We start from the raw sequence: 26,888 nt of genomic DNA, 5'->3' as shown, positions 1-26,888 counted from the left end.
TTAAGAGCTTTCGTCTCAACCGAGGCGCGCATTCTACAGCAGCCTCTGTATCTGTCAAGCGGTTATTTTAAGAAGTTTTCAAAGTTTCCTTATCAACTTCAACCACTTGCGCTTCGATCAACATCACGTTGCTCGTTAGCGGGAGGCGAATTCTACAGCGTTACAACCTGCTGTCAACTGCCTTTTTTCACCGCTTTCGATCAACTTCATCGAAGCCTCTTCTTCGCTAGCCGAATCGTCCAACTCATTGATTACCAAAGAGTTTTTCGTTCTGTCTGCGCCAGAAGAGGTGCGAATTATAGAGAGATCTGAGAGGCCGTCAACCCCTAATTTTGAGCTTTATTCCAAAACCAGCGTAATACGCCCAAAAGCCTTCTTCCCAGCCTGGCAAACATGAGTCGCGCCCACTTTAAAGACGAACGAGCGATCAACAACTTCACCATCTATGCGCACACCACCCGAAGCCAGCAGGTCACGCGCCACTGCAGAGTTCTTAACAAGGCCTGCCTTATTAAGGACGGCCGAGATCGGCATATCTTCAGGGGCACTTACCGAGATTTCCGGCAGATCGTCCGGCAGCTCGCCTTCCTTCATACGATTACCCGCAGAGCGGTGCGCATTGGCAGCAGCTTCTTCACCATGGAAACGAGCAACGATTTCTTCAGCCAGCTTGATCTTGATGTCGCGCGGGTTAGCCCCTTTCTCACAATCCGCCTTGAAGCCATTGATCTCTTCCATGGAGCGGAAGCTCAGCAGCTCGAAGTAACGCCACATCAACGCATCCGGAATCGAAACCAGCTTGCTATACATAACGCCCGGCGCTTCCTGGATACCTACATAGTTACCCAGCGACTTGGACATCTTCTTCACGCCATCCAGACCTTCCAACAAAGGCATGGTGAGAATGCATTGCGCCTCTTGCCCATAGGCGCGCTGAAGCTCGCGCCCCATCAGCAAGTTGAATTTCTGATCGGTACCACCCAGCTCGACATCTGAACGCAGGGCAACAGAGTCATACCCCTGCACCAGCGGGTAAAGGAATTCATGGATAGCGATTGGCTGGCTGCTCTTATAGCGCTTGTCGAAATCATCACGCTCAAGCATTCGCGCCACGGTGTACTGCGAGGAGAGACGAATGAAATCAGCCGGACTCAGCTTGTCCATCCAGGTGGAGTTGAATGCCACCTCGGTCTTGGCCGGATCAAGAATCTTGAATACCTGGGATTTGTAGGTCTCGGCGTAATCGAGAACCTGCTCACGGGTCAGCGGAGGACGCGTGGCACTTTTACCACTCGGATCACCGATCATGCCGGTGAAGTCACCAATCAGGAAGATGACGTGATGCCCCAGCTCCTGAAATTGACGCAGCTTATTAATAAGCACGGTATGACCCAAGTGCAGGTCAGGTGCCGTAGGATCAAACCCGGCTTTAATACGCAGCGGTTGACCACGCTCGAGCTTCGCGACAAGCTCGGCCTCAACCAAAAGCTCATCTGCCCCACGCTTGATCAGCGCTAGCTGCTCTTCAACCGACCTCATATCCATCCCCTACTAATAGCCGTTTTCGAAAGGGGACCAACCATACAAGATCAGCGCCCAATTACAAGTTTTGCCCAGCATTGCGGGACGAATCGAAAGCCGATTCATCCGCAGGGTTGCTTCGCACAGGTTTTGGTTATATTTTATACAGTTATTTCATCTTCATCATGTCATTCATCTTTTCCAATTCATCTTTTTTCAAAGTCAAATTACCTATGATAGACACGCCGCCTAAAGCGCCACCGCTTTATCCCAAGACCCACCTGCTCGCAGCCAGCGGTATCGCAGCCCTGTTAAGCCTGGCGCTCTTGGTCTTTCCTTCAAGCGAAGTCGAAGCTAAAAAAACCGTTTTGAATCTTGATATGGAAGCGCCTGCTGATCAAAGCGCACCTAACCAAGACGCTCTGGAAACGACGGAAGCCACACAATCGGCAACAGATTCTCCATTCGCCCAGATCGACAATGGCGATGAGCAAGCCGAGAGCAACGCGACCAATGAGCCGCAGAGCATTGAAAAAGCTGCTGCTCCAGTCGTTGCAGCCAAAGACCCCAATCATCGGGAAGTCACCGTAACCAGAGGCGACACTCTGTCCACCCTGTTTGAAAAGGTGGGTCTTCCAGCTGCAACCGTGCATGAAGTCATGGCCAGCAACAAGGAAGCCAAACAATTCAGCCGCCTGCAGGATGGCCAGGTCCTGCAATTCGAACTGACGCCAGAAGGTCAGTTGAAGCAACTGCACACCAAGCTCAGCCAGCTGGAAAGCATCAGCCTGTCCAAGACGGGCAGCGGCTTCACGTTCAATCGTGAGATCAGCAAACCCGATGTACGTACCGCCTATATACACGGTGTGATCACTAACTCTTTGTCTCAGTCCGCCCAGCGCGCGGGCTTGTCGCACACCATGACCATGGACATGGCCAACATCTTTGGCTACGACATCGACTTCGCTCAGGACATCCGCAAGGGTGACGAATTCGACGTCATCTACGAGCAGAAGGTCATCAACGGCAAAACGGTAGGTACGGGCAATATTCTTTCTGCCCGCTTTACCAATCAGGGCAAGTCCTACTCCGCAGTTCGTTACACCAACAAACAGGGCAACACCAACTACTACACCGCTGACGGCAACAGCATGCGCAAGGCCTTCATCCGCACGCCCGTTGACTTCGCCCGTATCAGTTCAATGTTCTCCATGGGTCGCAAGCACCCCATCCTGAACAAGATCCGCGCGCACAAAGGCGTCGATTACGCAGCCCCACGCGGTACGCCAATCAAGGCCACCGGTGATGGCAAGGTATTGCTGGCCGGCCGTCGCGGCGGATACGGCAATACTGTGATCATTCAGCACGGCGATACATACCGCACGCTGTACGGTCACATGCAGGGCTTTGCCAAAGGCATTCAGACTGGCGGCACCGTCAAGCAAGGCCAGGTGATCGGCTATATTGGTACTACCGGTCTGTCGACAGGCCCGCATTTGCACTATGAGTTCCAGGTAAATGGCGTGCACGTCGACCCTCTGGGTCGCAAATTGCCGATGGCGGATCCGATCGCCAAATCCGAAAAACAGCGGTTCATGCAACAGAGCCAGCCATTGATGGCTCGTATGGATCAGGAAAAGGCCACCATGCTGGCCTCGAGCAAACGATAAGCCATGGCCTTCTTTTATATAGGTGTGATGTCCGGCAGCAGTCTCGATGGGATCGATATCGCCCTTGTTGAGCAGGATGACCGGCCAAGACTGTTGGCAACTCACTACATCCCGATGCCGGAAGACTTGCGCGCCGAGCTGCTGGGGCTTTGCTCCAGTGGGCCGGACGAGTTGGCTCGCGCGGCGATTGCCGAGCAGAAGTGGGTTCGCCTGGCAGCCGAAGGCGTGCTTACGCTCTTGAGTCAACAAGGCATGGTTGCCGGGCAGATTCGCGCCATTGGTAGCCATGGCCAGACCATTCGCCACGAACCCGCCCGCGGTTTCAGCATTCAGATCGGCAATCCGGCCCTGTTAGCAGAGCTGACAGAGATCACCGTGGTCAGCGATTTCCGTCGTCGCGACATCGCTGCTGGCGGTCAAGGCGCACCTCTGGTTCCCGCGTTCCATGAGGCGCTGTTCGACGACAATAAAGATCGTCGCGCCGTCCTCAATATTGGCGGTTTCAGCAACCTGAGCCTGATCGAGCTGGACAGGCCGGTAACCGGCTTCGACTGCGGTCCAGGCAACGTATTGCTTGATGCGTGGATTCAGTCGCAGCGCGGTGAAGGTTTCGACCGTGACGGCGCATGGGGCGCAAGTGGTACGGTTGATCCTGCACTGCTGAAAGCGCTGCTCAGCGACCCGTTCTTCCTGACCAAGGGTCCGAAGAGCACAGGCCGAGAGGTGTTCAACCTCGGCTGGCTGCACCACCATCTCTTCCAACTGCCGACGCTTTCTGCTGAAAACGTACAGGCAACGCTGATGGAGCTGACCGCGCTGGCGATTACCGAGTCCTTGCAATCAGCTCAGTCTGAAACCAAGGAACTGCTGATCTGTGGCGGTGGTGCGCACAACGTGGCGTTGACCAATCGTCTGGCTGAATTGCTTCCCGACACCAAAGTCAGCAGCACGGCTGCTTTTGGCGTTGATCCTGACTGGGTTGAAGCCATGGCATTTGCATGGCTGGCGCATTGCTGCCTGGAAGGCGTGCCTGCTAACCGCCCAACCGTGACTGGCGCTCAGGGTCTGCGAGTATTGGGCGCTATCTACCCGGCCTGACTCCAGACGAACAAAAACGCCGCGCATTAGCGCGGCGTTTTTATGTGTGCACAAAGATCAGATCGAGAATGAAGACCCGCAACCGCACGTGGTGGAAGCATTCGGGTTCTTGATAACGAAACGCGAACCCTCCAGGCCTTCCTGATAATCCACTTCAGCACCCGCCAGGTACTGGAAGCTCATTGGATCGACCACCAGGCTTACGCCTTCGCGCTCAACGATGGTGTCATCGTCGGCGACGTCTTCATCGAAAGTAAAACCATACTGAAAACCTGAACAACCGCCGCCCGTCACAAACACACGTAGCTTCAGGCGATCGTTACCCTCTTCATCGACCAGGGTCTTCACTTTGTGCGCAGCACCATGGGTGAACTGCAAAGCCGTTGGAGTGAAGGATTCGACGCTCATGTTAAATATCTCCCGGCGCTAAGCCGTCATAATGCGTAATGACGCGCATTATCCGCTTCTCCTAGAAAATTGGTCAACTATTCCAGAGCAGCGGCAAGTTTCAAGCCTCAAGCTGCAAGTGGTCGCACCAACCTCTTGAAGCTTGAAGCTTGAAGCTAAAAACTGCTCCTAAGGCATCATACCGGCATGGGACAGACCCAGCTTCTCGTCCAGCCCGAACATGATGTTCATGTTCTGAACGGCTTGGCCCGACGCACCCTTGACCAGGTTGTCGATAACCGAAAGCACGACCACCAGATCCCCACCCTGCGGACGGTGGACCGCAATACGGCAAACGTTGGCGCCACGCACGCTACGGGTTTCCGGATGGCTGCCAGCAGGCATTACGTCTACGAAAGGCTCGTTGGCATAACGCTTCTCGAACAGCGCCTGCAGATCAACCGACTTATCGACGACTGTGGCGTACAGCGTGGAGTGTATACCGCGGATCATTGGCGTCAGGTGCGGGACGAAGGTCAGACCAACATCCCCGCCAGCCGCGCGACGCAGCCCTTGGGTGATTTCAGGCAAGTGACGATGACCTTTGACGGCGTAAGCCTTGAAGCTTTCGTTGGCCTCGGAGTACAGCGAACCAATGCTCAAGCCACGGCCTGCACCACTGACACCGGACTTGCAGTCAGCAATCAAGCGCGTGTTGTCGGCAAGACCGGCTTCCAGCAACGGCAGGAAACCAAGCTGCGTAGCGGTTGGATAGCAGCCTGGCACAGCAATAAGGCGAGCCTGCTTGATTTGCTCACGGTTAACCTCAGGCAAACCATACACTGCATCCTTGAGCAGCTCGGGCGCACCGTGGGGCTGACCGTACCACTTTGCCCATTCAACCGAGTCCTGCAGACGGAAGTCAGCAGACAGGTCGATGACCCGAGTGCCGGCATTCAACAATTCACCCGCAAGGGAATGCGCGACACCGTGAGGCGTGGCGAAGAACACGACGTCACAGGCGCCGAGGGTTGCAATGTCAGGCACGCTAAATGCCAGGCCATCGTAATGCCCGCGCAGATTAGGGTACATATCAGCAACAGGCAGACCTGCCTCGGATCGAGAAGTAATAACGACCACTTCAGCTTGCGGATGCTGTGCCAACAGACGCAGCAACTCGACACCGGTGTAACCCGTGCCGCCGACGATACCGACCTTGACCATAACCTGCCCTCAACGTACCAACTGGAAAGCCGTCGATAATATGGGCCTGGCGCGTCTGCGACAACCGACAACGTGACGTATGGGCGCTCAAGCCACTACTATTTGCATACCGTGAACCTGGGAATAACTAAAAATGCTTTTATGGATCAAGGCTTTTCATATCGTTTCAGTGGTCTGTTGGTTCGCAGGGCTGTTCTACCTGCCAAGACTTTTCGTGTACCACTCCATGAGCGAGGACGCGGTCAGCCGCGAACGCTTCTGCACCATGGAGCGTAAGCTGTACCGGGGCATCATGGGCCCGGCGATGATTGCGACACTGATTTTTGGCATCTGGCTTATCGCCCTGGTGCCGGGGTACATGAGCCAGGCCTGGATGCATGCCAAGCTCACACTGGTCGTTCTGCTGATCGGCTATCACCATGTGTGTGGCGCACAGGTCAAACGCTTCGCTCGTGGCGAAAATGGCCGTAGCCATGTGTTTTATCGCTGGTTCAACGAAATCCCTGTATTGATCCTGCTGGCAGTCGTCATTCTGGTGGTGGTTAAACCTTTCTAATCTCCTGACGGGACCGTCTGCTCTTCCATAGCCGGTCCGCGTTGCCCTTCTCACGACAAGGAAGCCAAGCATGACCACCCCGCTGTTCAAGATTGTGTTCGAAGGGCAGTTGCGTAACGGTGTTGAGTTGCAAACTGCCAAGCTCAATCTTGCTAGCCTTTTCAAGAGTGAAGTGACCGCTGTAGACAATCTGTTCAGCGGCAAGCCCGTCGCCCTCAAGCGTGGGCTGACTCAGGCCGACGCTCAGGTCTACCTCAATGCACTCAACGATGCAGGGGTTGAAGCGCGCATTGAAACGGATCCCGTCGTCATCCTGAACGTTGAAGAAGATGAAAAAAGCTCGCCGAAGCTCTATTCCTCTCAGCAAGAACCGATCTCACCCTACGCACCACCCCGCGCAAACGTCGTAGATGCCGAGACAGGATACTCAGACCTTAAAGTCTTCAGCTTTCAGGGCCGGATTGGTCGTATTCGCTATCTGGCGTGGCTTTCAGTTCTGACGTTTACAGGGGCTATAGCTGCTGGCATATGTACATTGATCATGAGCGCTTCCTTGGTCGGAGGCGGGCTCGCGCTGGCGGTCGTTGGAGCAGCGGCGTTTTTGGTCACTCTCCAGATAGGTACCCAGAGGCTGCACGATGCGGGATGGTCTGCCTGGCTTCTGTGTTTGTATCTGGTGCCCTACGTAGGCTTCATACTGTCTCTGCTTCTGGTTTTCGCACCCGGAAATAAAACCACTAACCGCTATGGCCCACCGCCGCCGCCTAATAACCGTGGTGTCATTGCTCTGGCGTGTACCTGGCTGTTCTTTATTGGCTTGTCCACTCTTGCCACGTTGACTGGCGGGATACTCTCACTGAAAGAAGAGCTCTCGGACGTCACCACTCAATATGAGCAGTCACTGCCTGATGACGATCAATAGCCTGCATTCAAGGCCCTGGACTAAACTCCGCAGCCCGCACTACGCTCAACGGAGAACCGCATGACCCGTTACGCCTTGATCACCGGGGCAACCAGCGGAATTGGCCTGGCCATGGCCGAGGCCTTGGCACGCAGAGGACGGAGCCTGTTACTGGTCGCCCGTCAGCGCGATCTGCTGGAAACGATCGCCATTGAGCTGACTCAGCGCTTCGGCGTAGAGGTATTGATTCGCGCCTGCGATCTGGGCGAACCCTTGCGCCTGTCAGGTTTTCTGCTGGAACTGGAAGAAGAAGGTGCGCACCAGATCGACCTGCTGGTCAATTGCGCCGGTATCGGAACATCCGGCCCATTCCTGGCTCAGGACTGGGGATTGGAGCAGGACCTGATTGACTTGAACATTCTGGCCCTCACGCGCCTGTGCCACACGGTCGGAAACCTGATGGCACTGCAGGGCGGCGGGCAAATCCTCAACGTTGCATCTGTGGCTGCGTTCAGCCCAGGCCCCTGGATGAGCGCCTATTACGCAAGCAAAGCTTACGTGCTGCATTTTTCGGAAGGGCTGCGCGAAGAGGTCAAGAAGAACGGGATCAAAGTATCGGTCCTGTGCCCGGGCCCTACGCGCACCGGTTTTTTCCGTACAGCCCAGCTGCAAGTGGGCAAGAGCGGTAATCAGAAAATGATGAGCCCCGAAGAAGTGGCGCTGTACACCGTTCGTGCGCTGGCGAAGAACCGGGCGGTGATCATTCCCGGCTGGCGTAATCGATTGATCACTTTCAGCCCCAGACTGGTCTCACGCTGGGTAAGTCGCAATATTGCCGGGCTGATCAACAAATCCGTGTGTTCGCGCTGACCGAGAAATATTGGGCGCAGACCGATGCCCTCAGTACACTCGGTGCGGTCCATTCATCTGCACGTTCCATCCACTACAAGGAGCAAATGGCTGTGGATACTTTGTTCACCAAGATCATTAACCGCGAGATACCCGCAAAGATCATCTACGAAGACGATCAAGTGCTGGCCTTTCACGACATTGCCCCCCAGGCACCGGTCCATTTTCTGGTTATCCCGAAAAAACCGATCCGCACGCTTAATGACCTGACCGAAGAAGATAAAGGTCTGGCCGGTCATATCCTGTTCACCGCACAACGTCTGGCGAAGGAGCTGGGCTGTGAGGATGGATTCCGCGTCGTCATGAACTGCAATGAGCTGGGCGGGCAGACCGTCTATCACATTCACATGCATGTGCTGGGTCAGCGCCAGATGAACTGGCCGCCGGGTTAATCCCGACTTTCAAACACTTGCGTTACGGCTGGAGCCCGCCGGGGCTCTGGCTATCTGATCCAGCCCAAGCCTCGTCTGGCTGATTGGGGTAAACTGGCCCCCATGGTTTTTCCGGAGGTGCCCATGGCTACCGAACGTCACTACTCACCTATCGACCGTATTCTCTTGCAGGCGGACGCCGCGATGCGCACGCTGTTGCCGTCCAAGGGATACTCCTCTCGCCCCTCGCCTGCCCTCGTCCAGCCCGAAGTCGCGATGAGCGACGTTGATACCCGGCACGTTGCGGGCCTGATGCGCATCAACCACACAGGCGAAGTGTGCGCCCAGGCGCTGTATCAAGGGCAGGCACTCACCGCCAAATTGCCCGATATACGCAAAGCGATGGAGCATGCAGCAGATGAAGAGATTGACCACCTGGTCTGGTGCGAACAGCGCATTCACCAGTTGGGCAGCCATACCAGCGTGCTCAACCCACTGTTTTACGGACTGTCCTTCGGCATCGGCGCAGCGGCGGGATTGATCAGCGACAAGGTCAGCCTGGGCTTCGTCGCAGCGACTGAAGATCAGGTCTGCAAACATTTGAATGAGCACCTTGAGCAGCTCCCCGCCGAAGACGAAAAGTCTCGTGCGATTCTTGAGCAGATGCGTGCAGACGAAGAACACCATGCGCAAAGCGCCCTGGATGCAGGTGGTTTCCGCTTCCCGGCGCCGGTCAAGTTCGGCATGAGCGTGCTGGCCAAACTCATGACCAAAAGCACTTATCGAATTTGAAGCCGACAAGTTGCGAGCACAAAAAAAGGCGCCCATGTAGGGCGCCTTTCTTTTTGCCTGAAACCTAGACGGCGACGTTAACGTTGCGGCCGTAGAAGATTTCCAGCATTTCGTGTTTGACCTTGGCGGTCACCTGATCGCGTTGCACCGGGGAGAGGTTGCTGGTCGCGTCGCCGAACAGGTAGTTATCCAGTTCGAAGTTCTTGAGCAGCATCTTGGTGTGGAACAGGTTCTCCTGATACACGTTCACGTCAGTCATCTGGTAACTGTTGCGCGTGTCTTCAGAGAGGTAGTTCTGAATCGAGTTGATCTCGTGATCGATGAAGTGCTTCTTGCCTTCGACATCACGGGTAAAGCCGCGCACACGGTAGTCGACCGTCACGATGTCCGATTCGAACTTGTGAATCAGATAGTTCAGCGCTTTAAGCGGTGAAATCACCCCACAGGTTGACACGTCGATGTCCACACGGAAGGTCGCGATACCATCAACCGGGTGAATTTCCGGATAGGTATGGACGGTGATGTGGCTCTTGTCGAGGTGCGCCAGAATGGTTTCCGGCAGCGGGCCCGGCGACTCTTCGATCTGGCTTTCGGTAGGCGTTACCGGCTGCTCGGAAATCAGAATAGTCACGCTGGCGCCTTGAGGATCGTAATCCTGGCGGGCGATGTTGAGGATGTTGGCGCCAATGATATCGACGACATCGGTCAGAATCCGCGTCAGGCGTTCTGCGTCGTACACACTGTTGATGTACTCGACATAGGCCTGCTGGTCCTGCGGGGTTTCCGCATAGCAGATGTCATAGATGTTGAAGCTCAAGGTCTTTGTCAGGTTATTGAACCCGTGGAGCTTGAGTTTGCTTTTCACCGTTAAAAACTCTCTATATATGTGCGGCCCAAGCCACGTGATCAAGCATGCCCGTCAGTTGAGCAAAGCTCAGCTGCGTAGGACGGTTAACACCTCTTCGCGGTGGCGATTTTGGTTGTCTGGTCGGGAGCGGCCGCAAACAACCTGCGCATCCTGCTCCCTGAAAAAGGGGCGCATTATGCAGACGTCAGGAGCTGTCTGCCAGAGTGTGCGCCGCTTTTATGATAATTGGGTGTCGTCAGCCCAATTCGATGATTTCGTAGTCGTGAGTAATCTCGACCCCGGCATTGCCGAGCATGATCGAGGCTGAGCAGTATTTCTCGGCGGACAGCTCGATGGCGCGCTTGACCTGAGCTTCTTTCAAGCCACGGCCCTTCACCACGAAATGCAGGTGGATTTTGGTGAACACCTTCGGATCTTCGGTGGCGCGTTCAGCTTCCAGGAAGGCCTCGCAGCTCTCTACCGGCTGGCGTGACTTCTTCAAGATACTGACCACATCGAAGTTGCTGCAACCGCCAAGGCCGATCAGCACCATCTCCATAGGGCGCACGCCCAGATTGCGACCGCCACTCTCGGGCGGACCGTCCATCACCACTACGTGACCACTGCCGGATTCGCCGAGGAACATGGCTTCACCAGCCCATTGAATGCGTGCTTTCATCGCCAGGGGCTCCAATGCTGAAAAGGCCGCCAGCTTAGCACAGCGCTCGCCACGCCCTGACCGCGCCGATAAATTCCATTTCGCCACTAGCCTGTAGGAATTTTCGGAAATGGACTCAAATGAGATCCAAAAAGCTGGCTAAATGCAATCTGCTGCCGATAACGCTAACAATGCCTCCGGCGATGTACTTTTTCAGGACAAAAGAATGCTAGCTATTCCCCTGTCATCAAAGACCAAGCACCTGGAAAAGTTTCTGGCTCACGCCCAGCGTCGCCGTTATTCAGCAAAATCCAATATTATCTGTGCGGGTGATCGCTCCGAGTCCTTGTTCTTCATCATCAAAGGTTCGGTCACTGTGCTGATCGAAGATGATGAAGGCCGCGAGATGATCGTTGCTTATTTGAACTCGGGAGATTTCTGCGGCGAGTTGGGGCTGTTCGAACCCGCCGGGAATGAAAAAGAGCGTAGCGCCTGGGTGCGCGCCAAGACCGAGTGCGAAATTGCTGAAATCAGCTACGGAAAATTCCGCGAGATATCGCTGCTGGAACCGGAAATCCTTTATGCCCTTGGCGCTCAGATGGCCGAACGTTTGCGCAATACCACGCGCAAGGTTGGCGACCTGGCCTTTCTCGATGTGACCGGCCGTGTCGCGGGTACGCTGCTGGATCTGTGCAAACAGCCGGATGCAATGACTCACCCTGACGGCATGCAGATCAAGATAACGCGCCAGGAAATCGGACGTATCGTCGGCTGCTCAAGGGAAATGGTGGGCCGGGTGCTTAAAGCCCTTGAAGAACAGAAACTGGTCCACGTCAAAGGCAAGACGATGGTGGTGTTCGGGACGCGTTGAGGAGTTCTAACGCAGCAGGTATAGGACGACCCACTGTGGGAGCCGAGCTCTACGCAACGTCGTGGGACCGGCTTCAGCCGGGAAGAGGCCGGGACAGTCACTGAAATGCGTCGTCAGACATATCGCTTTCCCGGCTAAAGCCGGTCCCACGTCCTTTGCGGGTAGACATAAATCTCCCACAGCTCGCTTATCCGGGTTTATCGTTAGAAGCCACGCCCCAAACTGGACAAGTCTGTCTGATAAACACTCGCCAACCTCTCCAACATACCTTCAACCGCAAACGCCTCGCGCAATGCGATATGGCTGTCTGCTCGGACACGCTGATCAAGCTCGCAGATTTCGTTGAACCGATTAACGGCGGCGACCATTTCATGCCGTTCGTTATCGACCAACAATGCACCGTGGGCCAATACCACCGGTCTCAGTCCGCCCTGACTCTGGCGCCAGCGCTGGGCGGTGCCGACCATCTTGCGGCCATCAAGGTTGACATTGAAGCGGCCGTCACAGAACGCACCTTCCACCTCGCCTAACGAAGCAGCGCCACCCAGTTCGTTCAAGACATCCAGAATCGGCTGACACAGGCGGCGATAGGCGATTTCGATACGGTCGCGATCAGGGTCGATTTTGGGCTGGGCGTAAACCAGTGCGATATTCACAGTGGCCGACGATTGCGGTACGGGCTCACCACCGGTTTCCCGCAACAGAATTGGCCAGCCGCTGTCGGCGAGGGTTTCGCTGGCCTCTACAAATCCGGGCAAGCGGCTCATGCGGCGAGGCATCACCAGCGCCCGATCACTCGGGCGCCAGAGCAACAAAGCGAAATCGGTAACCCCGTCGCAGACCGAGGCAAGCAGGTCCTGCTCGGCTTTCAGGCCAGCTTCGACGCAGATATCAATGACTGAATCAGACATGTTGATCCTCTGTAAAACCTGTCGAAGCAACGCCCGAAATGATCAGTCGAGCGTAGAGCTGCGCACCGGCGGCGTACCGCGCTCAGGGAAGAACAGGCGCTGCAATTCATCACCCGGATGCTCGGCGCGCATGAACGCTTCGCCCACCAGGAAGGAATACACATCGCTGATTTCCATCAACTCGACATCGGCACGGTTGAGAATGCCGCTTTCAGTAATCACCAGACGATCACGCGGAATACGCGGGAGCAAATCAAGCGTGGTTTCGAGGCTCACTTCGAAGGTGTGCAGGTTGCGGTTGTTAACGCCAACCAGTGGGGTATCGAGGGTTTTCAATGCCCGGTCGAGCTCGTCACCGTCGTGTACCTCAACCAGCACATCCAGCCCGACGCTTTTCGCGACCGAGGCCAGCTCAGCCATTTTCACGTCGTCCAGTGCAGAGACGATGAGCAGCACGCAGTCCGCACCAAGGGCACGAGCTTCAATGATCTGATAGGGATCAATCATGAAGTCCTTGCGAATCACCGGCAACTTGCACGCTGCGCGCGCCTGCTGCAGGTAGGCGTCGGAACCCTGGAAATAATCGATATCGGTCAGTACCGAAAGGCAGGTCGCGCCACCCTTCTCATAGCTGCGGGCGATGTCGGCAGGTACGAAGTTCTCGCGAATCACGCCCTTGCTCGGTGAAGCCTTCTTGATCTCGGCAATGACCGCCGGCTGCTTGCCCTTGGCCTGCTTGATCAGTGCATCAGCGAAGCCACGAACCGGGTCGGCAGCTGCAGCCAGCTTCTCGATTTCAGCCAGACTGACGAGCGCACTGCGAGCTGCCACTTCCTCAGCCTTGCGGGCAAGAATTTTTTCCAGAACTGTTGGCACGCTCATTCTTCGTTCTCCTGCTTGAATACCGCGGTAAAGGCACCCAATTCTTCAAGCTTCTCCCGGGCCAGGCCGGTATGAAGCGCATCGTGAGCCAACTCGACACCTTCTTTGAGCGTGTAGGCATGGTCAGCAGCATAAAGCGCTGCGCCCGCATTGAGCACAATCATTTCAGCCGCTTTCTGGCCATTTTCGGTTTTGCGACGACCCAGCGCATCGCGGATCAGGACCAGTGAAGCTTCAGGGCCATCAACGCTCAGGCCAAACAGGCTCTGGCTTTTCATGCCCAAGTCTTCAGGCTGCACCCAATATTCGGTCACTTCACCATTTTTAAGTTCAGCCACAAACGTTGGCGCCGCCAGACTGAATTCGTCCAGCCCATCCTGAGAATGGACCACCAACACATGCTTGCTGCCCAGACGAAGCAACACTTCAGCCAAAGGGCGGCACAAGGCCTGACTGAATACGCCGACCACCTGATGGCGCACACCGGCCGGATTCGTAAGCGGGCCGAGCATATTGAACAGGGTACGCAGGCCCAAATCGCGACGCGGGCCGGCGGCGTGTTTCATTGCGCCATGATGCGCTTGGGCGAACATGAAACCGATGCCCACGCTGTCAATGCAGCGCGCCACTTGTACCGGCGTGAGGTTGAGATATACGCCAGCCGCTTCCAGCAAATCAGCACTGCCGCTCTTGCCCGAGACTGCGCGGTTGCCGTGCTTGGCGACGGTACAACCCGCCGCAGCAACCACGAAAGAAGAGGCTGTCGACACGTTAAAAATGTTGGCACCGTCACCGCCGGTTCCCACCACGTCCACTACGCCATCGAGGGTTTTCAGCTCGACCTTGTCTGCCAGCTCGCGCATGACGGACACCGCACCGACGATTTCATCGATGCTTTCGCTCTTCATGCGCATGCCCATCATGAACGCGCCAATCTGCGCTTCCGTGCACTGCCCGGTCATGATGGCGCGCATGACATCGCTCATCTCGGCAGTGCTCAAATCCAGGTTATCGACAACACGCCCCAGAGCGGTCTTGATGTCCATTGGCTTAGTCATAAATGAATCCTTAACCCTGACGAGTGCCGCCGGTTTGCTTGAGGAAGTTGGCGAACAGCTCGTGGCCCTGCTCGGTCAGAATCGACTCAGGGTGGAACTGGATCCCCTCGACGTTCAGTGTCTTGTGACGCAGGCCCATGATTTCGTCCATCGAGCCGTCTTCAAGCGCAGTCCAGGCCGTCACTTCCAGGCAATCAGGCAAGGTGTCCAGCTTGACCACCAGCGAATGGTAGCGAGTGACGGTCAGCGGATGGTTGAGGCCTTCAAACACGCCGTCGTCTTCATGAACGACCGGGCTGGTCTTGCCGTGCATGACCTGACGGGCGCGCACCACATCACCGCCGAACGCCTGACCGATCGACTGATGGCCCAGGCATACACCCAGAATCGGCAGTTTGCCCGCGAAATGTTTGATCACTTCCAGCGAGACGCCCGCTTCATTCGGCGTACAAGGGCCGGGCGATACGACAATGCGCTCAGGGTTGAGGGCTTCGATCTCGGCGACGGTCAATTCGTCGTTGCGGATCACCTTGACGTCGGCACCCAGCTCACCGAAGTACTGCACGACGTTGTAGGTAAAGGAATCATAGTTATCGATCATCAGCAGCATTTGGCTTAAACCCATTGAATTACTGACTATTTTTTCAACCTTCAAATCACTGCCGATTGAGTGCCCGCTAGTGTAACGACCGGGGTTTGGCCCGAAAAAGCGGCAGGGCGGATTTATAAAGGCGTATCAGGAGGTCCGGACAGGCCGGAAGAGAATAAGTCAGGCGCGCCAACGCCAACGGGCGTGAGCCTTGATAACACGCATCAAGAGTTTGCTGACGATCAACACAGGGGAGGTCTCGTTTTTACGTTCCGGCACATTAGCGTACCAATGAGTGGCGTGCAATATGAGGACGCTCTGGCACAGGGCTCATCTCATGGATTTGCTCAATGAGTCAGCTACGCTTTTGTAACGTAAAAGATACACCCGGAACCCGAAACACCACCGTCCGGCGGTTTATGACCAACTTGCTTGGCGCTGACGGTTGAGCTGGCTACTTTTCGTACACCCTATAAAACAACAAGAGGGATCTTGACCATGCGTCAAAACAAACCGTTTGCAGCGATCGCCGCCTGCTTGCTTGTGTCTTCCTGCCCGATCACATTCGCCGCCCCCTCCCCCTACTCAACCATGGTGGTCTTTGGCGATAGCCTGGCCGATGCCGGGCAGTTCCCCGATGCAGGTGGTCCAGCCGGTTCCACGCTGCGTTTCACCAACCGCACCGGTCCGACGTATCAGAATGGCAGCGGCGAATTCTTCAGCCTGAACTCTTCAGCCTTGCTCGGCTTGAAACTCAATGTCGCGCCTGGCGACCTGGCGGCGTCTACCTCACCGGTCAATGCGGCGCTCGGAGTGGCAGATGGCAACAACTGGGCGGTCGGGGGCGATCGCACCGATCAGGTGTATGAGGCGATCACCTCCGAGTCCAACGTGATTGACCCGGACAACGGTACGGTGTTTCGCACTCGCCCGGGCTATCTGGTGGCCAACAACTTCCGGGCAGACCCCAACGCCTTGTACTACCTGACAGGCGGGGGCAATGACTTCCTACAAGGCCGGGTACTGAGTCTGTCGCAATCTCGCGACGCGGCTGACCGTCTGGCGGACAGCGCGCAGGTGCTGCAACAGGCGGGCGCGAAATACATCATGGTCTGGCTGCTACCGGATATCGGTCAGACGCCAGCAGTGTCGGGGACGATCCTCGAACCCATCACCTCAATCCTCAGTGGGGCATTTAACGCACAGCTGGTAAGCCGACTGGCGCAAATCGACGCCGAAATTATCCCGCTGAACATCCCACGCTTCTTGTCTGAAACCCTGGATAACCCGGCGCGCTTTGGCCTGGCAGCCGATCAGGATCTGGTAGGGACCTGTTTTAACGGTAACAACTGCAGAGAAAACAGCGCTTATGGCCTGAACAGCGGCACGCCGGATCCCAGCAAGTTGTTGTTCAACGACGGCGTCCATCCCACCGAAGCCGGCCAGCGGCTGATTGCCGACTACGCCTATTCACTGTTAGCGGCGCCGTGGGAGATTTCCCTTTTGCCGGAAATGGCCAACGGCACATTACGTGCGCAGCAGGATGAATTGCGCAGCCAATGGCTGGCGGACTGGGGCAATTGGCAAGGCGTCGGGCAGTGGCGTGCAATTGTCGCCGCAGGTGGTCAGAAAATGGACTTTGATGCGCAGGACAACTCAGCAGAAGCAGATGGCAAAGGCTACAACATGACCCTCGGCGGCAGTTATCGCCTCGCTGATCACTGGCGAGTCGGCGTGGTGGGCGGAGCTTATCGGCAACAACTGGACGCCGGGGATCGGGATTCGGACTACAAACTCAATAGCTATCTGGCGACGGCCTTTGTCCAGTATCAGGCGAACCATTGGTGGGGTGATCTTGCTGCATCAGGTGGACATCTCGACTACGAGAATGCTGAGCGCAAGTTCGCGCTTGGCGTCAGCGAGGGTAATGAAAAAGGGGATACCGATGGCGAAATCTGGGGTGCCAGCGCGAGGTTAGGGTTTGATATCGCGGGCGTCAGCAGCCGTTGGCATTTATCGCCCTTCATCAGTGCGGACTACGCACATGTGAACGTGAATGGTTATTCAGAAAAGGGCACTCGCTCAACGGCGCTGACTTTTGATGATCAGACGCGCAAGTCACGACGCCTGGGTGCGGGTTTGCAGGGCAAGTTTCAGGTTACGGATACGACGCAGCTGTTCGCGGAAGTCGCGCATGAAAGGGAGTTTGAAACGGATCAACAGGAAGTGACCATCGCCTTGAACAGCCTGCCGCTCAACGACTTCACCCTGCAAGGTTATACGCCGCAACGAGATCTGAACCGCGCCACACTTGGCGTCAGCCAGAAACTGACCCGCGACCTGACGCTGCGCGGCGGGTACAACTGGCGCAAGAATGATGATGTCACCCAGCAAGGGGTGAATCTGGCAGTGAGTCTGGATTTCTAAACAGCCCCCCTGTGGGAGCGGTGCTTGGTCTGGGCGGCATTCCGACGATAAGAGTGACGCGATCTAAAGTGAACCGCGTCCAGCCTTATCGCGGGCAAGCACCGCTCCCACAGGGTTAAGCCTCACTGCTCCTGCCCAGCCAGCGCCACGGCGCGGAACATCGCGCGGCGTTTGTTCAGGGTTTCTTCCCATTCCAGCGCTGGCACCGAGTCAGCCACGATGCCGCCACCGGCTTGCACATGCAGCTCGCCGTTTTTGATCACAGCGGTACGAATCGCAATCGCAGTGTCCATGTTGCCGTTCCAGGCCAGATAACCCACCGCGCCGCCGTAGACGCCACGCTTCACCGGTTCCAGCTCGTCGATGATTTCCATGGCGCGGATTTTCGGCGCACCGGACAAGGTGCCTGCTGGCAGGATCGCCCGCAGTGCATCCATCGCCGTCAGGCCGCTTTTCAACTGGCCAGTAACGTTGGAAACGATGTGCATCACGTTCGAGTAACGCTCGATGACCATTTTTTCCGTCAACCGCACCGAACCGATTTCCGAAACACGACCGGTATCGTTGCGCCCCAGGTCGATCAGCATCAAGTGCTCGGCGATTTCCTTGTCATCGGACAGCAAATCCTTTTCCAGAGCGACATCCGCCTCTTCGTTGGCACCGCGTGGGCGAGTGCCAGCAATCGGGCGAACGGTGATCAGATTGTCTTCAACCCGCACCAATACTTCCGGAGAGCTGCCGACCACATGGAAGTCGCCAAAGTTGAAGAAGTACATATAAGGCGTCGGGTTGAAGCAGCGCAGTGCCCGATACAGGTCGATCGGTGCGGCCTTGAAGTCGATGGACATACGCTGCGACGGAACCACCTGCATGACGTCGCCCGCCAGGATGTATTCCTTGATGGTATCGACTGCCCGCTCATAATCGTCCTGGGTGAAACTCGAACGAAATACCGGATCAGCCGCTTGCGGCCGGGTCAGGTCCAGGCCACGACGCGGGGTGATGGGCTGACGCAGTTGTTCCATCAGTTCGTCGAGACGGGCCAGGCCGTTTTCGTAAGCGTCCTGCTGCGCCGGGTCAACCAGAACGATGGCGTGCATCTTGCCCGCCAGATTATCGAACACGACGACGGCATCAGACACCATCAGCAGGATATCCGGCACGCCCAGCGGATCAGGGTTCGGGCATTTGCCGAGACGTTTCTCGACATAGCGAACACAGTCATAACCGAAGTAACCCACCAGCCCGCCGTTGAAACGTGGCAGGCCAGGAATGGTTGGCACGTTGTAGCGAGCCTTGAAGGCTTCGACGAACGCCAGTGGATCCTCGGCCACCAGATGCTCGATCTCGACGCCATCGTGAGTGACACGAACATCGTGATCATGCACCCGCAACACGGTGCGGCATGGCAGACCGATGATGGAGTAACGGCCCCATTTCTCACCGCCCTGCACCGACTCCAGCAGATAGGAGTTCGGTTGGTCGGCAAGCTTGAGGTAGATCGACAGCGGCGTGTCGAAGTCGGCCAGGGTTTCGTAGGCCAACGGGATACGGTTATAGCCAGCAGCAGCCAAACGCAGGAATTCTTCGCGATTCATCATCAGCCTCATTGGTGAGGGTTAGCAGTCAGGTAAGCAAACGGTGCCGGATTCAATCTCCGGCCGGATTAAAGTCAGGCGCGCCAACGCCAGCGGGCCAAGGCCTTGATGACTTTCATCCAGAGTTTGCGAGTGACCACCACGATGGAATCTCTAAAGGACGGATCTTTGATTTCCGGCAACAGTATCCCAGCGTCCAGATCCAGGCAACCGGGAATCAGACGCCGCAGGTCATCAATGACCAGAGCCGGCGACTCTTCTTCAATTGGCCGCCCATGGTTATAGCCGTAGCTCATGGCAACACAGGGCACGCCAGCGGCTTTGGCAGCCTGTACGTCACTGCGTGAATCACCGACGAACAGCGACTGCGAGGCTGGGATATTGGTCATCTTCATGACAAAAAACAGCGCCGCCGGGTCAGGCTTTTTGGTTGGCATGGTGTCGCCACCGATGATCAGACGGAAGAAGCGGCCCAGTTTCATCTCATCCAGCAACGGCGCGACAAAGCGCTCCGGCTTGTTGGTGATCAGCGCCATTTCCACGCCCATCTTCTGCAGCCACTTCAGGGTTTCGCGAACACCAGGATAAACCGCCGTGAACTCATGCTTTTCGGCATAGAACTTCATGAAGATCTCCAGCGCCTGCTCGGCCTGGGCATCATCGACGCCGCTGTGGTCCAGATCATTGGCCAGTGCGCGGCGTACCAGAACCGGCGCGCCGTTGCCGATCCAGTTTCTGACCTGCGCCAGACCGGCCGCAGGACGATCCAGTTCAAGCAGCATTTTGTCGACTGCAACGGCCAGATCGGGTACCGAATCCACCAGGGTGCCGTCCAGATCAAACATGATCAGCTTTGGCAGGCGCCCCGGAAACAGTTGCTCGAAGCCGCTCATGCGCGGGACAGCGCCAGTTCTGCACGCATCTTGTCGATGACTTGCTTGTAGTCCGGCGTATTGAAGATGGCGGAACCGGCGACAAAAGTGTCAGCTCCGGCGGCCGCGATCTCACGGATGTTATTCACGTTCACGCCGCCGTCGATTTCCAGGCGGATATCCAGGCCCGATGCATCGATCAAAGCACGTGCTTCACGCAGCTTGTTCAGCGTGCCCGGAATGAATTTCTGACCGCCAAAACCAGGGTTGACGCTCATGAGCAGGATCATGTCGACCTTGTCCATGACGTACTCCAGCAGGTTCAGGGGAGTCGCCGGGTTGAACACCAGGCCCGCCTTGCAGCCGCCCTCTTTGATCAACTGCAACGAGCGGTCAATATGCTGCGTCGCTTCCGGGTGGAAAGTGATGTAGCTGGCACCCGCCTCGATGAAGTCGCCGATGATGCGATCCACCGGGCTGACCATCAGGTGCACATCGATGGGTGCTGTCACGCCATATTTACGCAACGCCGAGCACACCATCGGACCGATGGTCAGGTTCGGCACGTAGTGGTTGTCCATCACATCGAAGTGAACAATGTCGGCACCCGCGGCCAGCACAGAGTCAACTTCCTGGCCCAGACGGGCGAAGTCGGCGGAGAGAATCGATGGAGCAATGAGGAAGGGCTGCATGACGCACCTTTTTGAGCAGAATCACGGTGGCGCGCATTGTACTCCAAGCGTTTCCGGAAAACCCCAACCCCTGTAGGAGCTGCCGAAGGCTGCGAAGGCAATTTGTCTGATACACCTCTATTCGCAGCCTTCGGCAGCTCCTACAGAATTGCATCACTGCAGAAGGCCTCAATACGCAGCGCGATAGATCTTTTCGATATCCGCCGCCGTCAGCTTGCGCGGGTTGTTGCGCATCAGTCGGTCGATCTTGCTGGCCTCCTCAGCCATCGCCGGGATGGCATCTTCCGGCACATTGAAGCTGCGCATGCCTTTGGGGATGTCCACTGCTTGGCACAAATCAGCCATGGCCTGCACTGCCTGATTGGCCGCATCTTCATCGCTCAGATGCTCAACCCGCAACCCCATGGCTTCGGCAATGTCGCGAAAACGCTCCACACACGCCATCTTGTTCCAGGCCATTACATACGGCAGCAACAACGCATTACTGACGCCATGGGCAATATTGAAGCGTCCGCCCAGCGGATAGGCCAAGGCATGCACTGCGCCCACTCCGGCATTACCAAATGCCATACCCGCCATCAGGCTGGCGGTAGCCATATGCTCACGAGCGACAAGATCAGCAGGGTTGGCGTAAGCCTTGGGCAGCGCCTTGACGATGAGCTTGATCGCACCCAACGCCAGCGAATCCGTAATTAACGAGCGGTTGACTGACAGATACGACTCGATGGCATGCACCAACGCATCCACACCGCTGGCAGCCGTGACAGTGCGCGGGCAGGTCAGGGTCATGACCGGGCTGACCAGTGCGACGTCCGGCAGTAAATAATCGCTGACGATGCCCTTTTTCAGTTGTGCTTGTTTATCGGAAAAAATCGCCACATTGGTGACTTCCGAACCGGTGCCCGCCGTGGTCGGGATAGCAATCAGCGGTGGTCCTTTGCGCCAGACCTGATCCACACCGAACAGCTCGCCGAGCGGGCCGTCGTGACCGACGAACGCCGCAACGCCCTTGGCAATATCAATTGCACTACCCCCGCCCAGACCTATCAAACCGTCATGGCCTCCCTGGCGATAAGCAACCGTGCAGTCTTCAACGATGGAGATTTCCGGCTCGGGTTTGACCTGATCGAAAATCCCGTAGGCACGCCCACCCAACTGCGCCAGCGCAAGGTCGACTGTGCCGCTCTTGACCAGAATCGCATCGGTGACGATCAGTGGATTGCTGATGTTCAGGCGGGTCAGCTCGGCAGCCAGTTGCTCGATGGCAGCGGCGCCGGTAATCAGCTTATTGGCGATTTTGAATGCAGCAATACTCATCAGCTCGGCCCTTTGGAATTGTTTTGGCGAGGGAGGACGAGCAGAAGGATAGATCAAATAGAGATGAAGACCCGCAGGAGGGCATCCGGTGTCCATGGCACCGCGCTGTCGCGCAGAAAACACGGGCACTGTAGGAGTGAGCTTGCTCGCGATTCGGGCTCTTGGTCGACAGATTTATCGCCTGAACTAACGCAATCGCAAGCAAGCTTACTCATACAGGGGGCGCTGTTATTCCACCGCCGTACGCAACTTCTCGCTACGCCCGCGCAACCACTCCAGCACCAACAGCAATACCACCGAGAATCCGATCAGCAGCGTCGCAGCGGCGGCGATGGTCGGGCTGAGGTTTTCACGGATGCCGCTGAACATTTGCCTTGGCAGGGTCGCTTGCTCGGGACCGGCGAGGAACAGCGTTACGACCACTTCATCAAAGGATGTCGCAAAGGCAAACAGCGCACCGGAAATCACACCCGGCGCAATCAACGGCAAGGTCACCCGACGAAACGCTGTCAGCGGCGAGGCCCCGAGGCTGGCAGCTGCCCTGACCAGGTTATGGTTGAAGCCCTGCAACGTCGCCGACACGGTAATGATCACGAACGGCACGCCCAGCACCGCGTGGACCAGAATCAGCGACAGAAAGCTGTTACCCATGCCCAGCGGTGCGAAGAACAGGTAGCTCGCCACACCAATGATCACGACCGGCACCACCATTGGCGAAATCACCAAGGCCATGACCAACGCTTTGCCGGGGAAGTTGCCGCGGGTCAGGCCAATCGCCGCCAGTGTGCCGAAGACCATGGCCAGCACGGTCGCAGCGGGAGCGATGATAAGGCTGTTCTTCAGCGCACGCATCCACTCGTTGGAATTGAAAAAGTCCTGATACCAATGCAGCGAGAAGCCTTGCAGCGGGTAGACCAGAAAACTGCCGGAGTTGAACGACAGCGGAATGATCACCAGCACCGGCAACACCAGGAATAACAGAATCAGCCCGCACAGGATTCGCAAGGCGTAATACCAGACACGTTCCAGCGGCGAAGAGTATGAACTCAACATGGTAATTCTCCTCAGCTCAAACGCAGGCGGCTTGCGCCGACCAACCAGCTATAGATCAGATAAAGCACGATGGTCGCCAACAGCAGCAGGCCGCCCAGTGCCGTGGCCATGCCCCAGTTGATGCTGGTATTGGTATAGAAGGCGACGAAGTAGCTGACCATCTGGTCGTTCGGGCTGCCCAACAATGCAGGGGTGATGTAGTAACCGATCGACAGAATGAACACCAACAGGCAACCCGCGCCGATTCCGGCATAGGTTTGCGGGAAGTACACCCGCCAGAAACTGGCAAACGGGTTGCAACCCAGAGAGATGGCTGCACGCATGTAGGTGGGCGAGATACCTTTCATGACGCTGTAGATCGGCAGGATCATGAACGGCAGCATGATGTGCACCATCGAAACGTAAACGCCGACCCGGTTGAACACCAGCTCCAGCGGCTTATCGATGATGCCCATGGCCATTAGCGCGCCGTTGATCAGGCCGCTGGATTGCAACAAGACGATCCACGCAGCGACCCGGACCAGAATCGACGTCCAGAACGGCAGCAAGACCAGAATCATCAGCAAGTTGCTCTGCCGCGCTGGCAGGTTGGCCAGCAAATAAGCCAGCGGATAAGCCAGCACCAGACAGATCAGGGTGATCACAAACCCCATCCAGAAGGTGCGGGCGAAGATGTCCAGATAGATCGCTTGATCAGGGGTCGCAGGCGCCACTTCACCGAGGTCATCGATGCGATGGTCCACTGCGGCCAGCAGATAATAGGGGGTGACGCTGCTGGTATTGCGACGGATCACCTGCCAATAGGCCGGATCACCCCAGCGCTCATCCATTGCTTCGAGTGCATCTTTATAAGAGGCAGGCTCTTCTTTGAACGGCAGCGCACGTGCGGTGCTCGTCAGGAGGCTGCGATATCCGGCAAGCTCCATGTTCAGACGCTTGGACAGATCGCCCAACGTCGAATTCTTGCGGGTTTGCGCCAGGTCCATGCTCAGCGCTTTGTAGACCGGCTCCGGGGGCAAGCCCTTGCCGTCCCACTTGGCGACTTCGATTACGGTAGTCGGCAAAGCATTGACCACTTCCGGGTTGCCGACGCTCTTGTAGAGCAGCGCCACAATCGGCACCAGAAACACCAGCAGCAGAAAGATCACTAACGGCGCGATCAAGGCCTGGGCCTTCCAGCGGTTGACCCGCTCGGCACGAGCCAGGCGTTGCTTCAAGGTGGGGCTGGCGCCTTCAGTCAGGGGCACGGCGATGGCCATAGCGAACTCCGAAATCTTTAAACGGAGGTCGCGCTCCCTGCATAAGAGAGCGCGACCGGATCAAACTCAGCGTGATGCGCTTACTTGGCAGCCCAGGAGTTGAAGCGCTGTTCCAGTTGCTCACCGTTGTCGTTCCAGAACGCCACGTCGATCTGCACCTGATCCTTGATGTTCTCAGGGGTAGTCGGCATGTTCTGCAGGGTTTCGGCACTCAACAGTTTGACGGCATCGGTATTGGCCGGGCCGTAGGCGATGTTTTCCGAGAAGGTCTTCTGCTGTTCAGGCTGCAGGGTGTAAGCGATGAATTTCTTCGCCGCTTCGGCGTTTTTCGAGCCCTTCGGGATGGCCCATGCGTCGAAGTCATACACGCCACCGGTCCAGACCACTTTGAGTTTGCTTTCTTTAGCGACCGCCGCGATGCGGCCGTTGTAGGCGGAGCTCATGACCACATCACCCGATTGCAGGAACTGCGGCGGCTGTGCGCCCGCTTCCCACCATTGAATGCTTGGTTTGAGCTTGTCGAGCATCTTGAACGCGCGATCCTGACCGTCTTTGCTGGCCAGCACTTTGTAGACGTCTTTTGGCGCAACGCCATCAGCCATCAGTGCGAATTCCAGGGTGTACTTGGCGCCTTTACGCAGACCGCGCTTGCCCGGGAATTTTTCAGTATTCCAGAAATCAGCCCAGCCGGTCGGAGCTGTAGCCAGTTTGTCGGCGTTGTACGCCAACACGGTGGACCACACGAAGAAGCCTGCGCCACAGTGGGTGATAGCGCCTTTGACATATTTTGCAGTGTCGCCGAACAGAGCTGGATCCAGCTCCTCGAACATGTCTTCGTCGCAGCCGCGAGCCAGTTCCGGCGATTCAACTTCTACCAGGTCCCAGGACACGCTTTTGGTGTCGACCATGGCTTTGACCTTGGCCATTTCGCCGTTGTATTCGCCTGCGATGATTTTGCCATTGCCAGCTTTATCCCAAGGTGCGTAGAAAGCTTTTTCCTGAGCAGCCTTGTTGGCACCGCCAAACGACACAACGGTCAGATCAGCGGCCATAGCTTGCGCGGCACACATCATGCCCAGCGTAATTGCGGTGAGTTTCAAAGATTTGAGCATTTGATTGTTTTCTCCACGAGCAGTGTTGGTATATGCGTTGGGGGCGATGTGCTCGCCTCTGGCTGATGCCTTTTTATTGGTTATTGATAGATCAATGCACGTGCTGCAAGGGATCGAGCGCGCGAACGTGCTCGATTTGCCATCCAATTGGCACAACGTCGCCAACGCTCAGGGCCGGATCCAGCTCGGCGATGGGCTGTTTGACGAAGAAGTCGGTTTTGCCTGCCACTTCCAGGCGCACACGAACGTGGTCGCCCAAATACACAAACTCTGCAACGCGACCGGAGAAACGGTTCACGCAGCTCTCGCTGTTGCCATTCAAACTGATGCGTTCAGGGCGGATCGACAGAGTTACCGGGTCGCCGACCTGACCGACATTGACTGCCAGCGCCTCAACCTTCTCACCGCGCTCCAACTCAACGACACAACGCTCGCCGGTATGGCTGAAAAGCTTGCCGTTAAGTCGGTTGTTTTCACCGATGAAGTTGGCAACGAAGGTGTTCTTCGGCTCTTCATACAGATTGCGTGGTGGTGCGATCTGCTGGATTTCGCCCTGGTGAAACACGGCCACGCGGTCGGACATGGTCAGCGCTTCGCCCTGATCGTGAGTCACGTAAACAACGGTCACGCCCAAGCGCTGGTGCAGGTGTTTGATTTCCATCTGCATGTGTTCACGCAGTTGCTTGTCCAGTGCGCCGAGCGGCTCATCCATAAGAACCAGCTGCGGCTCGAAGACCAACGCACGGGCCAGGGCCACACGTTGTTGCTGACCGCCGGACAGTTGCGCCGGGTAGCGATGAGCGAACGTGCCGAGCTGAACCATGTCCAGCGCACGCTTGACCTTCTCGCTGACGTCGGCCTTGCCCATGCCACGCACGGTCAGCGGAAACGCCAGGTTTTCGGCGACGGTCATATGTGGGAACAGTGCGTAGTTCTGAAACACCATGCCGATGTCGCGCTTGTGCGGCGGCACGTTATTGATGGCGCGCCCTGCCAGGAGGATTTCCCCTGCGGTCGGCGTTTCGAATCCGGCCAGCATCATCAGACTGGTGGTCTTGCCCGAGCCGGACGGGCCGAGCAAGGTCAGAAACTCGCCTTTGCGAATGTCCAGATTAAGGTCTTTGACGATAAGGGCTTCGCCGTCGTAGCTCTTCTGCACACCACGGAAGCTGACCAGAACATCATTAGCCCCAGCGCTTGAATCGACGTTGCTCATTACCCACACCTTTGTTTTGTCTGCGTGGGATCAGCCTAGTTTAGGCTGGGAACCGCGCAAATCGGGGGGCAGGAGAGATTGGGGTAGGGATTGCCCT

The 26,888-nt window shown here is 56.6% G+C and carries 26 protein-coding genes; 9 read left to right on the top strand and 17 right to left on the bottom strand.

Translation table 11 applies throughout. From position 1 onward, the window contains the following. Positions 1-339 precede the first annotated feature (339 nt). Positions 340-1,539, bottom strand: a complete 1,200-nt coding sequence (tyrS, locus tag CKW31_RS25190) for a tyrosine--tRNA ligase (protein ID WP_095101172.1) — start codon at positions 1,537-1,539, stop codon at positions 340-342. A gap of 215 nt (positions 1,540-1,754) precedes the next feature. Between tyrS and CKW31_RS25185 the strand changes: the two genes are divergently transcribed. Both CKW31_RS25185 and CKW31_RS25180 read left to right on the top strand, forming a co-directional pair. Continuing rightward, positions 1,755-3,191 (top strand): peptidoglycan DD-metalloendopeptidase family protein, encoded by a 1,437-nt coding sequence (locus tag CKW31_RS25185; protein WP_095101170.1) that lies wholly within the window; start codon positions 1,755-1,757, stop codon positions 3,189-3,191. Positions 3,192-3,194: 3 nt separating this feature from the next. Then, positions 3,195-4,289, top strand: a complete 1,095-nt coding sequence (locus CKW31_RS25180; protein WP_095101168.1) for an anhydro-N-acetylmuramic acid kinase — start codon at positions 3,195-3,197, stop codon at positions 4,287-4,289. Positions 4,290-4,346: 57 nt separating this feature from the next. On the opposite strand, the gene erpA is transcribed toward CKW31_RS25180, so the two are convergent. Next, positions 4,347-4,697 carry an iron-sulfur cluster insertion protein ErpA gene (gene erpA / locus CKW31_RS25175; protein WP_027900658.1) on the bottom strand — a complete coding sequence of 117 codons (351 nt, stop codon included), beginning with the start codon at positions 4,695-4,697 and terminating at the stop codon, positions 4,347-4,349. A gap of 168 nt (positions 4,698-4,865) precedes the next feature. Continuing rightward, the gene (gene argC, locus CKW31_RS25170) at positions 4,866-5,900 is read right to left on the bottom strand and encodes an N-acetyl-gamma-glutamyl-phosphate reductase (protein WP_095101166.1); all 1,035 of its coding nucleotides are present in this window, start codon (positions 5,898-5,900) and stop codon (positions 4,866-4,868) included. A 133-nt stretch (positions 5,901-6,033) separates the two neighbouring features. Here argC and hemJ point away from each other — a divergent pair, with 133 nt between their 5' ends. From hemJ to coq7, 5 genes are all read left to right on the top strand, one after another. Next, complete coding sequence (gene hemJ, locus CKW31_RS25165; RefSeq protein WP_027900660.1) at positions 6,034-6,456, top strand: protoporphyrinogen oxidase HemJ; 423 nt, start codon at positions 6,034-6,036, stop codon at positions 6,454-6,456. A 70-nt stretch (positions 6,457-6,526) separates the two neighbouring features. Continuing rightward, complete coding sequence (locus CKW31_RS25160) at positions 6,527-7,378, top strand: DUF805 domain-containing protein (RefSeq protein ID WP_095101164.1); 852 nt, start codon at positions 6,527-6,529, stop codon at positions 7,376-7,378. Between the two features lie 60 nt (positions 7,379-7,438). Then, positions 7,439-8,227 (top strand): SDR family oxidoreductase, encoded by a 789-nt coding sequence (locus CKW31_RS25155; RefSeq protein WP_095101162.1) that lies wholly within the window; start codon positions 7,439-7,441, stop codon positions 8,225-8,227. Between the two features lie 92 nt (positions 8,228-8,319). Further along, the gene (locus tag CKW31_RS25150) at positions 8,320-8,658 is read left to right on the top strand and encodes a histidine triad nucleotide-binding protein (RefSeq protein ID WP_027900662.1); all 339 of its coding nucleotides are present in this window, start codon (positions 8,320-8,322) and stop codon (positions 8,656-8,658) included. 123 nt (positions 8,659-8,781) lie between these two features. Continuing rightward, complete coding sequence (coq7, locus tag CKW31_RS25145; protein WP_095101160.1) at positions 8,782-9,429, top strand: 2-polyprenyl-3-methyl-6-methoxy-1,4-benzoquinone monooxygenase; 648 nt, start codon at positions 8,782-8,784, stop codon at positions 9,427-9,429. Between the two features lie 64 nt (positions 9,430-9,493). Here coq7 and speD read toward each other — a convergent pair whose 3' ends face one another. Continuing rightward, entirely contained in the window at positions 9,494-10,294 is an 801-nt protein-coding gene (speD, locus tag CKW31_RS25140) for an adenosylmethionine decarboxylase (protein WP_027900664.1), read from the bottom strand. A 238-nt stretch (positions 10,295-10,532) separates the two neighbouring features. Continuing rightward, a complete protein-coding gene (locus CKW31_RS25135) occupies positions 10,533-10,955 on the bottom strand; it encodes an OsmC family protein (RefSeq protein WP_027900665.1) in 423 nt (140 codons plus the stop codon). A gap of 205 nt (positions 10,956-11,160) precedes the next feature. Between CKW31_RS25135 and crp the strand changes: the two genes are divergently transcribed. Beyond that, positions 11,161-11,805, top strand: a complete 645-nt coding sequence (gene crp / locus CKW31_RS25130) for a cAMP-activated global transcriptional regulator CRP (protein ID WP_095101183.1) — start codon at positions 11,161-11,163, stop codon at positions 11,803-11,805. 203 nt (positions 11,806-12,008) lie between these two features. On the opposite strand, the gene CKW31_RS25125 is transcribed toward crp, so the two are convergent. Genes CKW31_RS25125 through CKW31_RS25110 form a run of 4 tightly spaced genes read right to left on the bottom strand, consistent with a single transcriptional unit; the run spans position 12,009 to position 15,266 of the window. Beyond that, positions 12,009-12,716: a lipoate--protein ligase family protein gene (locus tag CKW31_RS25125; RefSeq protein ID WP_095101158.1), complete on the bottom strand. Its 708-nt coding sequence runs from the start codon at positions 12,714-12,716 to the stop codon at positions 12,009-12,011. Between the two features lie 42 nt (positions 12,717-12,758). Continuing rightward, positions 12,759-13,598: an indole-3-glycerol phosphate synthase TrpC gene (trpC, locus tag CKW31_RS25120; protein ID WP_095101156.1), complete on the bottom strand. Its 840-nt coding sequence runs from the start codon at positions 13,596-13,598 to the stop codon at positions 12,759-12,761. Beyond that, a complete protein-coding gene (trpD, locus tag CKW31_RS25115) occupies positions 13,595-14,644 on the bottom strand; it encodes an anthranilate phosphoribosyltransferase (RefSeq protein WP_095101181.1) in 1,050 nt (349 codons plus the stop codon). The genes trpC and trpD overlap by 4 nt, the downstream gene beginning before the upstream one ends. A gap of 22 nt (positions 14,645-14,666) precedes the next feature. Then, entirely contained in the window at positions 14,667-15,266 is a 600-nt protein-coding gene (locus CKW31_RS25110; protein ID WP_095101154.1) for an aminodeoxychorismate/anthranilate synthase component II, read from the bottom strand. Between the two features lie 477 nt (positions 15,267-15,743). Here CKW31_RS25110 and estP point away from each other — a divergent pair, with 477 nt between their 5' ends. Then, on the top strand, positions 15,744-17,672 hold the full coding sequence (gene estP, locus CKW31_RS25105; protein ID WP_095101152.1) for an esterase EstP: 1,929 nt from the start codon (positions 15,744-15,746) through the stop codon (positions 17,670-17,672). Positions 17,673-17,794: 122 nt separating this feature from the next. On the opposite strand, the gene trpE is transcribed toward estP, so the two are convergent. From trpE to CKW31_RS25065, 8 genes are all read right to left on the bottom strand, one after another. Next, a complete protein-coding gene (gene trpE, locus CKW31_RS25100) occupies positions 17,795-19,270 on the bottom strand; it encodes an anthranilate synthase component I (RefSeq protein ID WP_095101150.1) in 1,476 nt (491 codons plus the stop codon). Between the two features lie 74 nt (positions 19,271-19,344). Then, positions 19,345-20,163 carry a phosphoglycolate phosphatase gene (locus tag CKW31_RS25095; RefSeq protein WP_095101148.1) on the bottom strand — a complete coding sequence of 273 codons (819 nt, stop codon included), beginning with the start codon at positions 20,161-20,163 and terminating at the stop codon, positions 19,345-19,347. Continuing rightward, on the bottom strand, positions 20,160-20,834 hold the full coding sequence (rpe, locus tag CKW31_RS25090; protein ID WP_027900674.1) for a ribulose-phosphate 3-epimerase: 675 nt from the start codon (positions 20,832-20,834) through the stop codon (positions 20,160-20,162). Before rpe ends, CKW31_RS25095 begins: the two co-directional genes overlap by 4 nt. A 168-nt stretch (positions 20,835-21,002) precedes the next feature. Beyond that, a complete protein-coding gene (locus tag CKW31_RS25085; protein WP_095101146.1) occupies positions 21,003-22,151 on the bottom strand; it encodes an iron-containing alcohol dehydrogenase in 1,149 nt (382 codons plus the stop codon). A 228-nt stretch (positions 22,152-22,379) separates the two neighbouring features. Beyond that, entirely contained in the window at positions 22,380-23,204 is an 825-nt protein-coding gene (locus CKW31_RS25080) for an ABC transporter permease (RefSeq protein ID WP_095101144.1), read from the bottom strand. Between the two features lie 11 nt (positions 23,205-23,215). After that, positions 23,216-24,463: an ABC transporter permease gene (locus CKW31_RS25075; RefSeq protein WP_095101142.1), complete on the bottom strand. Its 1,248-nt coding sequence runs from the start codon at positions 24,461-24,463 to the stop codon at positions 23,216-23,218. Positions 24,464-24,543: 80 nt separating this feature from the next. Beyond that, positions 24,544-25,575 carry a polyamine ABC transporter substrate-binding protein gene (locus CKW31_RS25070; RefSeq protein WP_095101140.1) on the bottom strand — a complete coding sequence of 344 codons (1,032 nt, stop codon included), beginning with the start codon at positions 25,573-25,575 and terminating at the stop codon, positions 24,544-24,546. A gap of 91 nt (positions 25,576-25,666) precedes the next feature. Next, complete coding sequence (locus tag CKW31_RS25065) at positions 25,667-26,791, bottom strand: ABC transporter ATP-binding protein (protein WP_095101138.1); 1,125 nt, start codon at positions 26,789-26,791, stop codon at positions 25,667-25,669. Positions 26,792-26,888: the final 97 nt, after the last annotated feature.

This window comes from Pseudomonas sp. Irchel 3A5 (assembly GCF_900187575.1).
Classification (GTDB): domain Bacteria; phylum Pseudomonadota; class Gammaproteobacteria; order Pseudomonadales; family Pseudomonadaceae; genus Aquipseudomonas; species Aquipseudomonas folii.
This window is presented reverse-complemented; position numbering and strand designations above follow the sequence as displayed.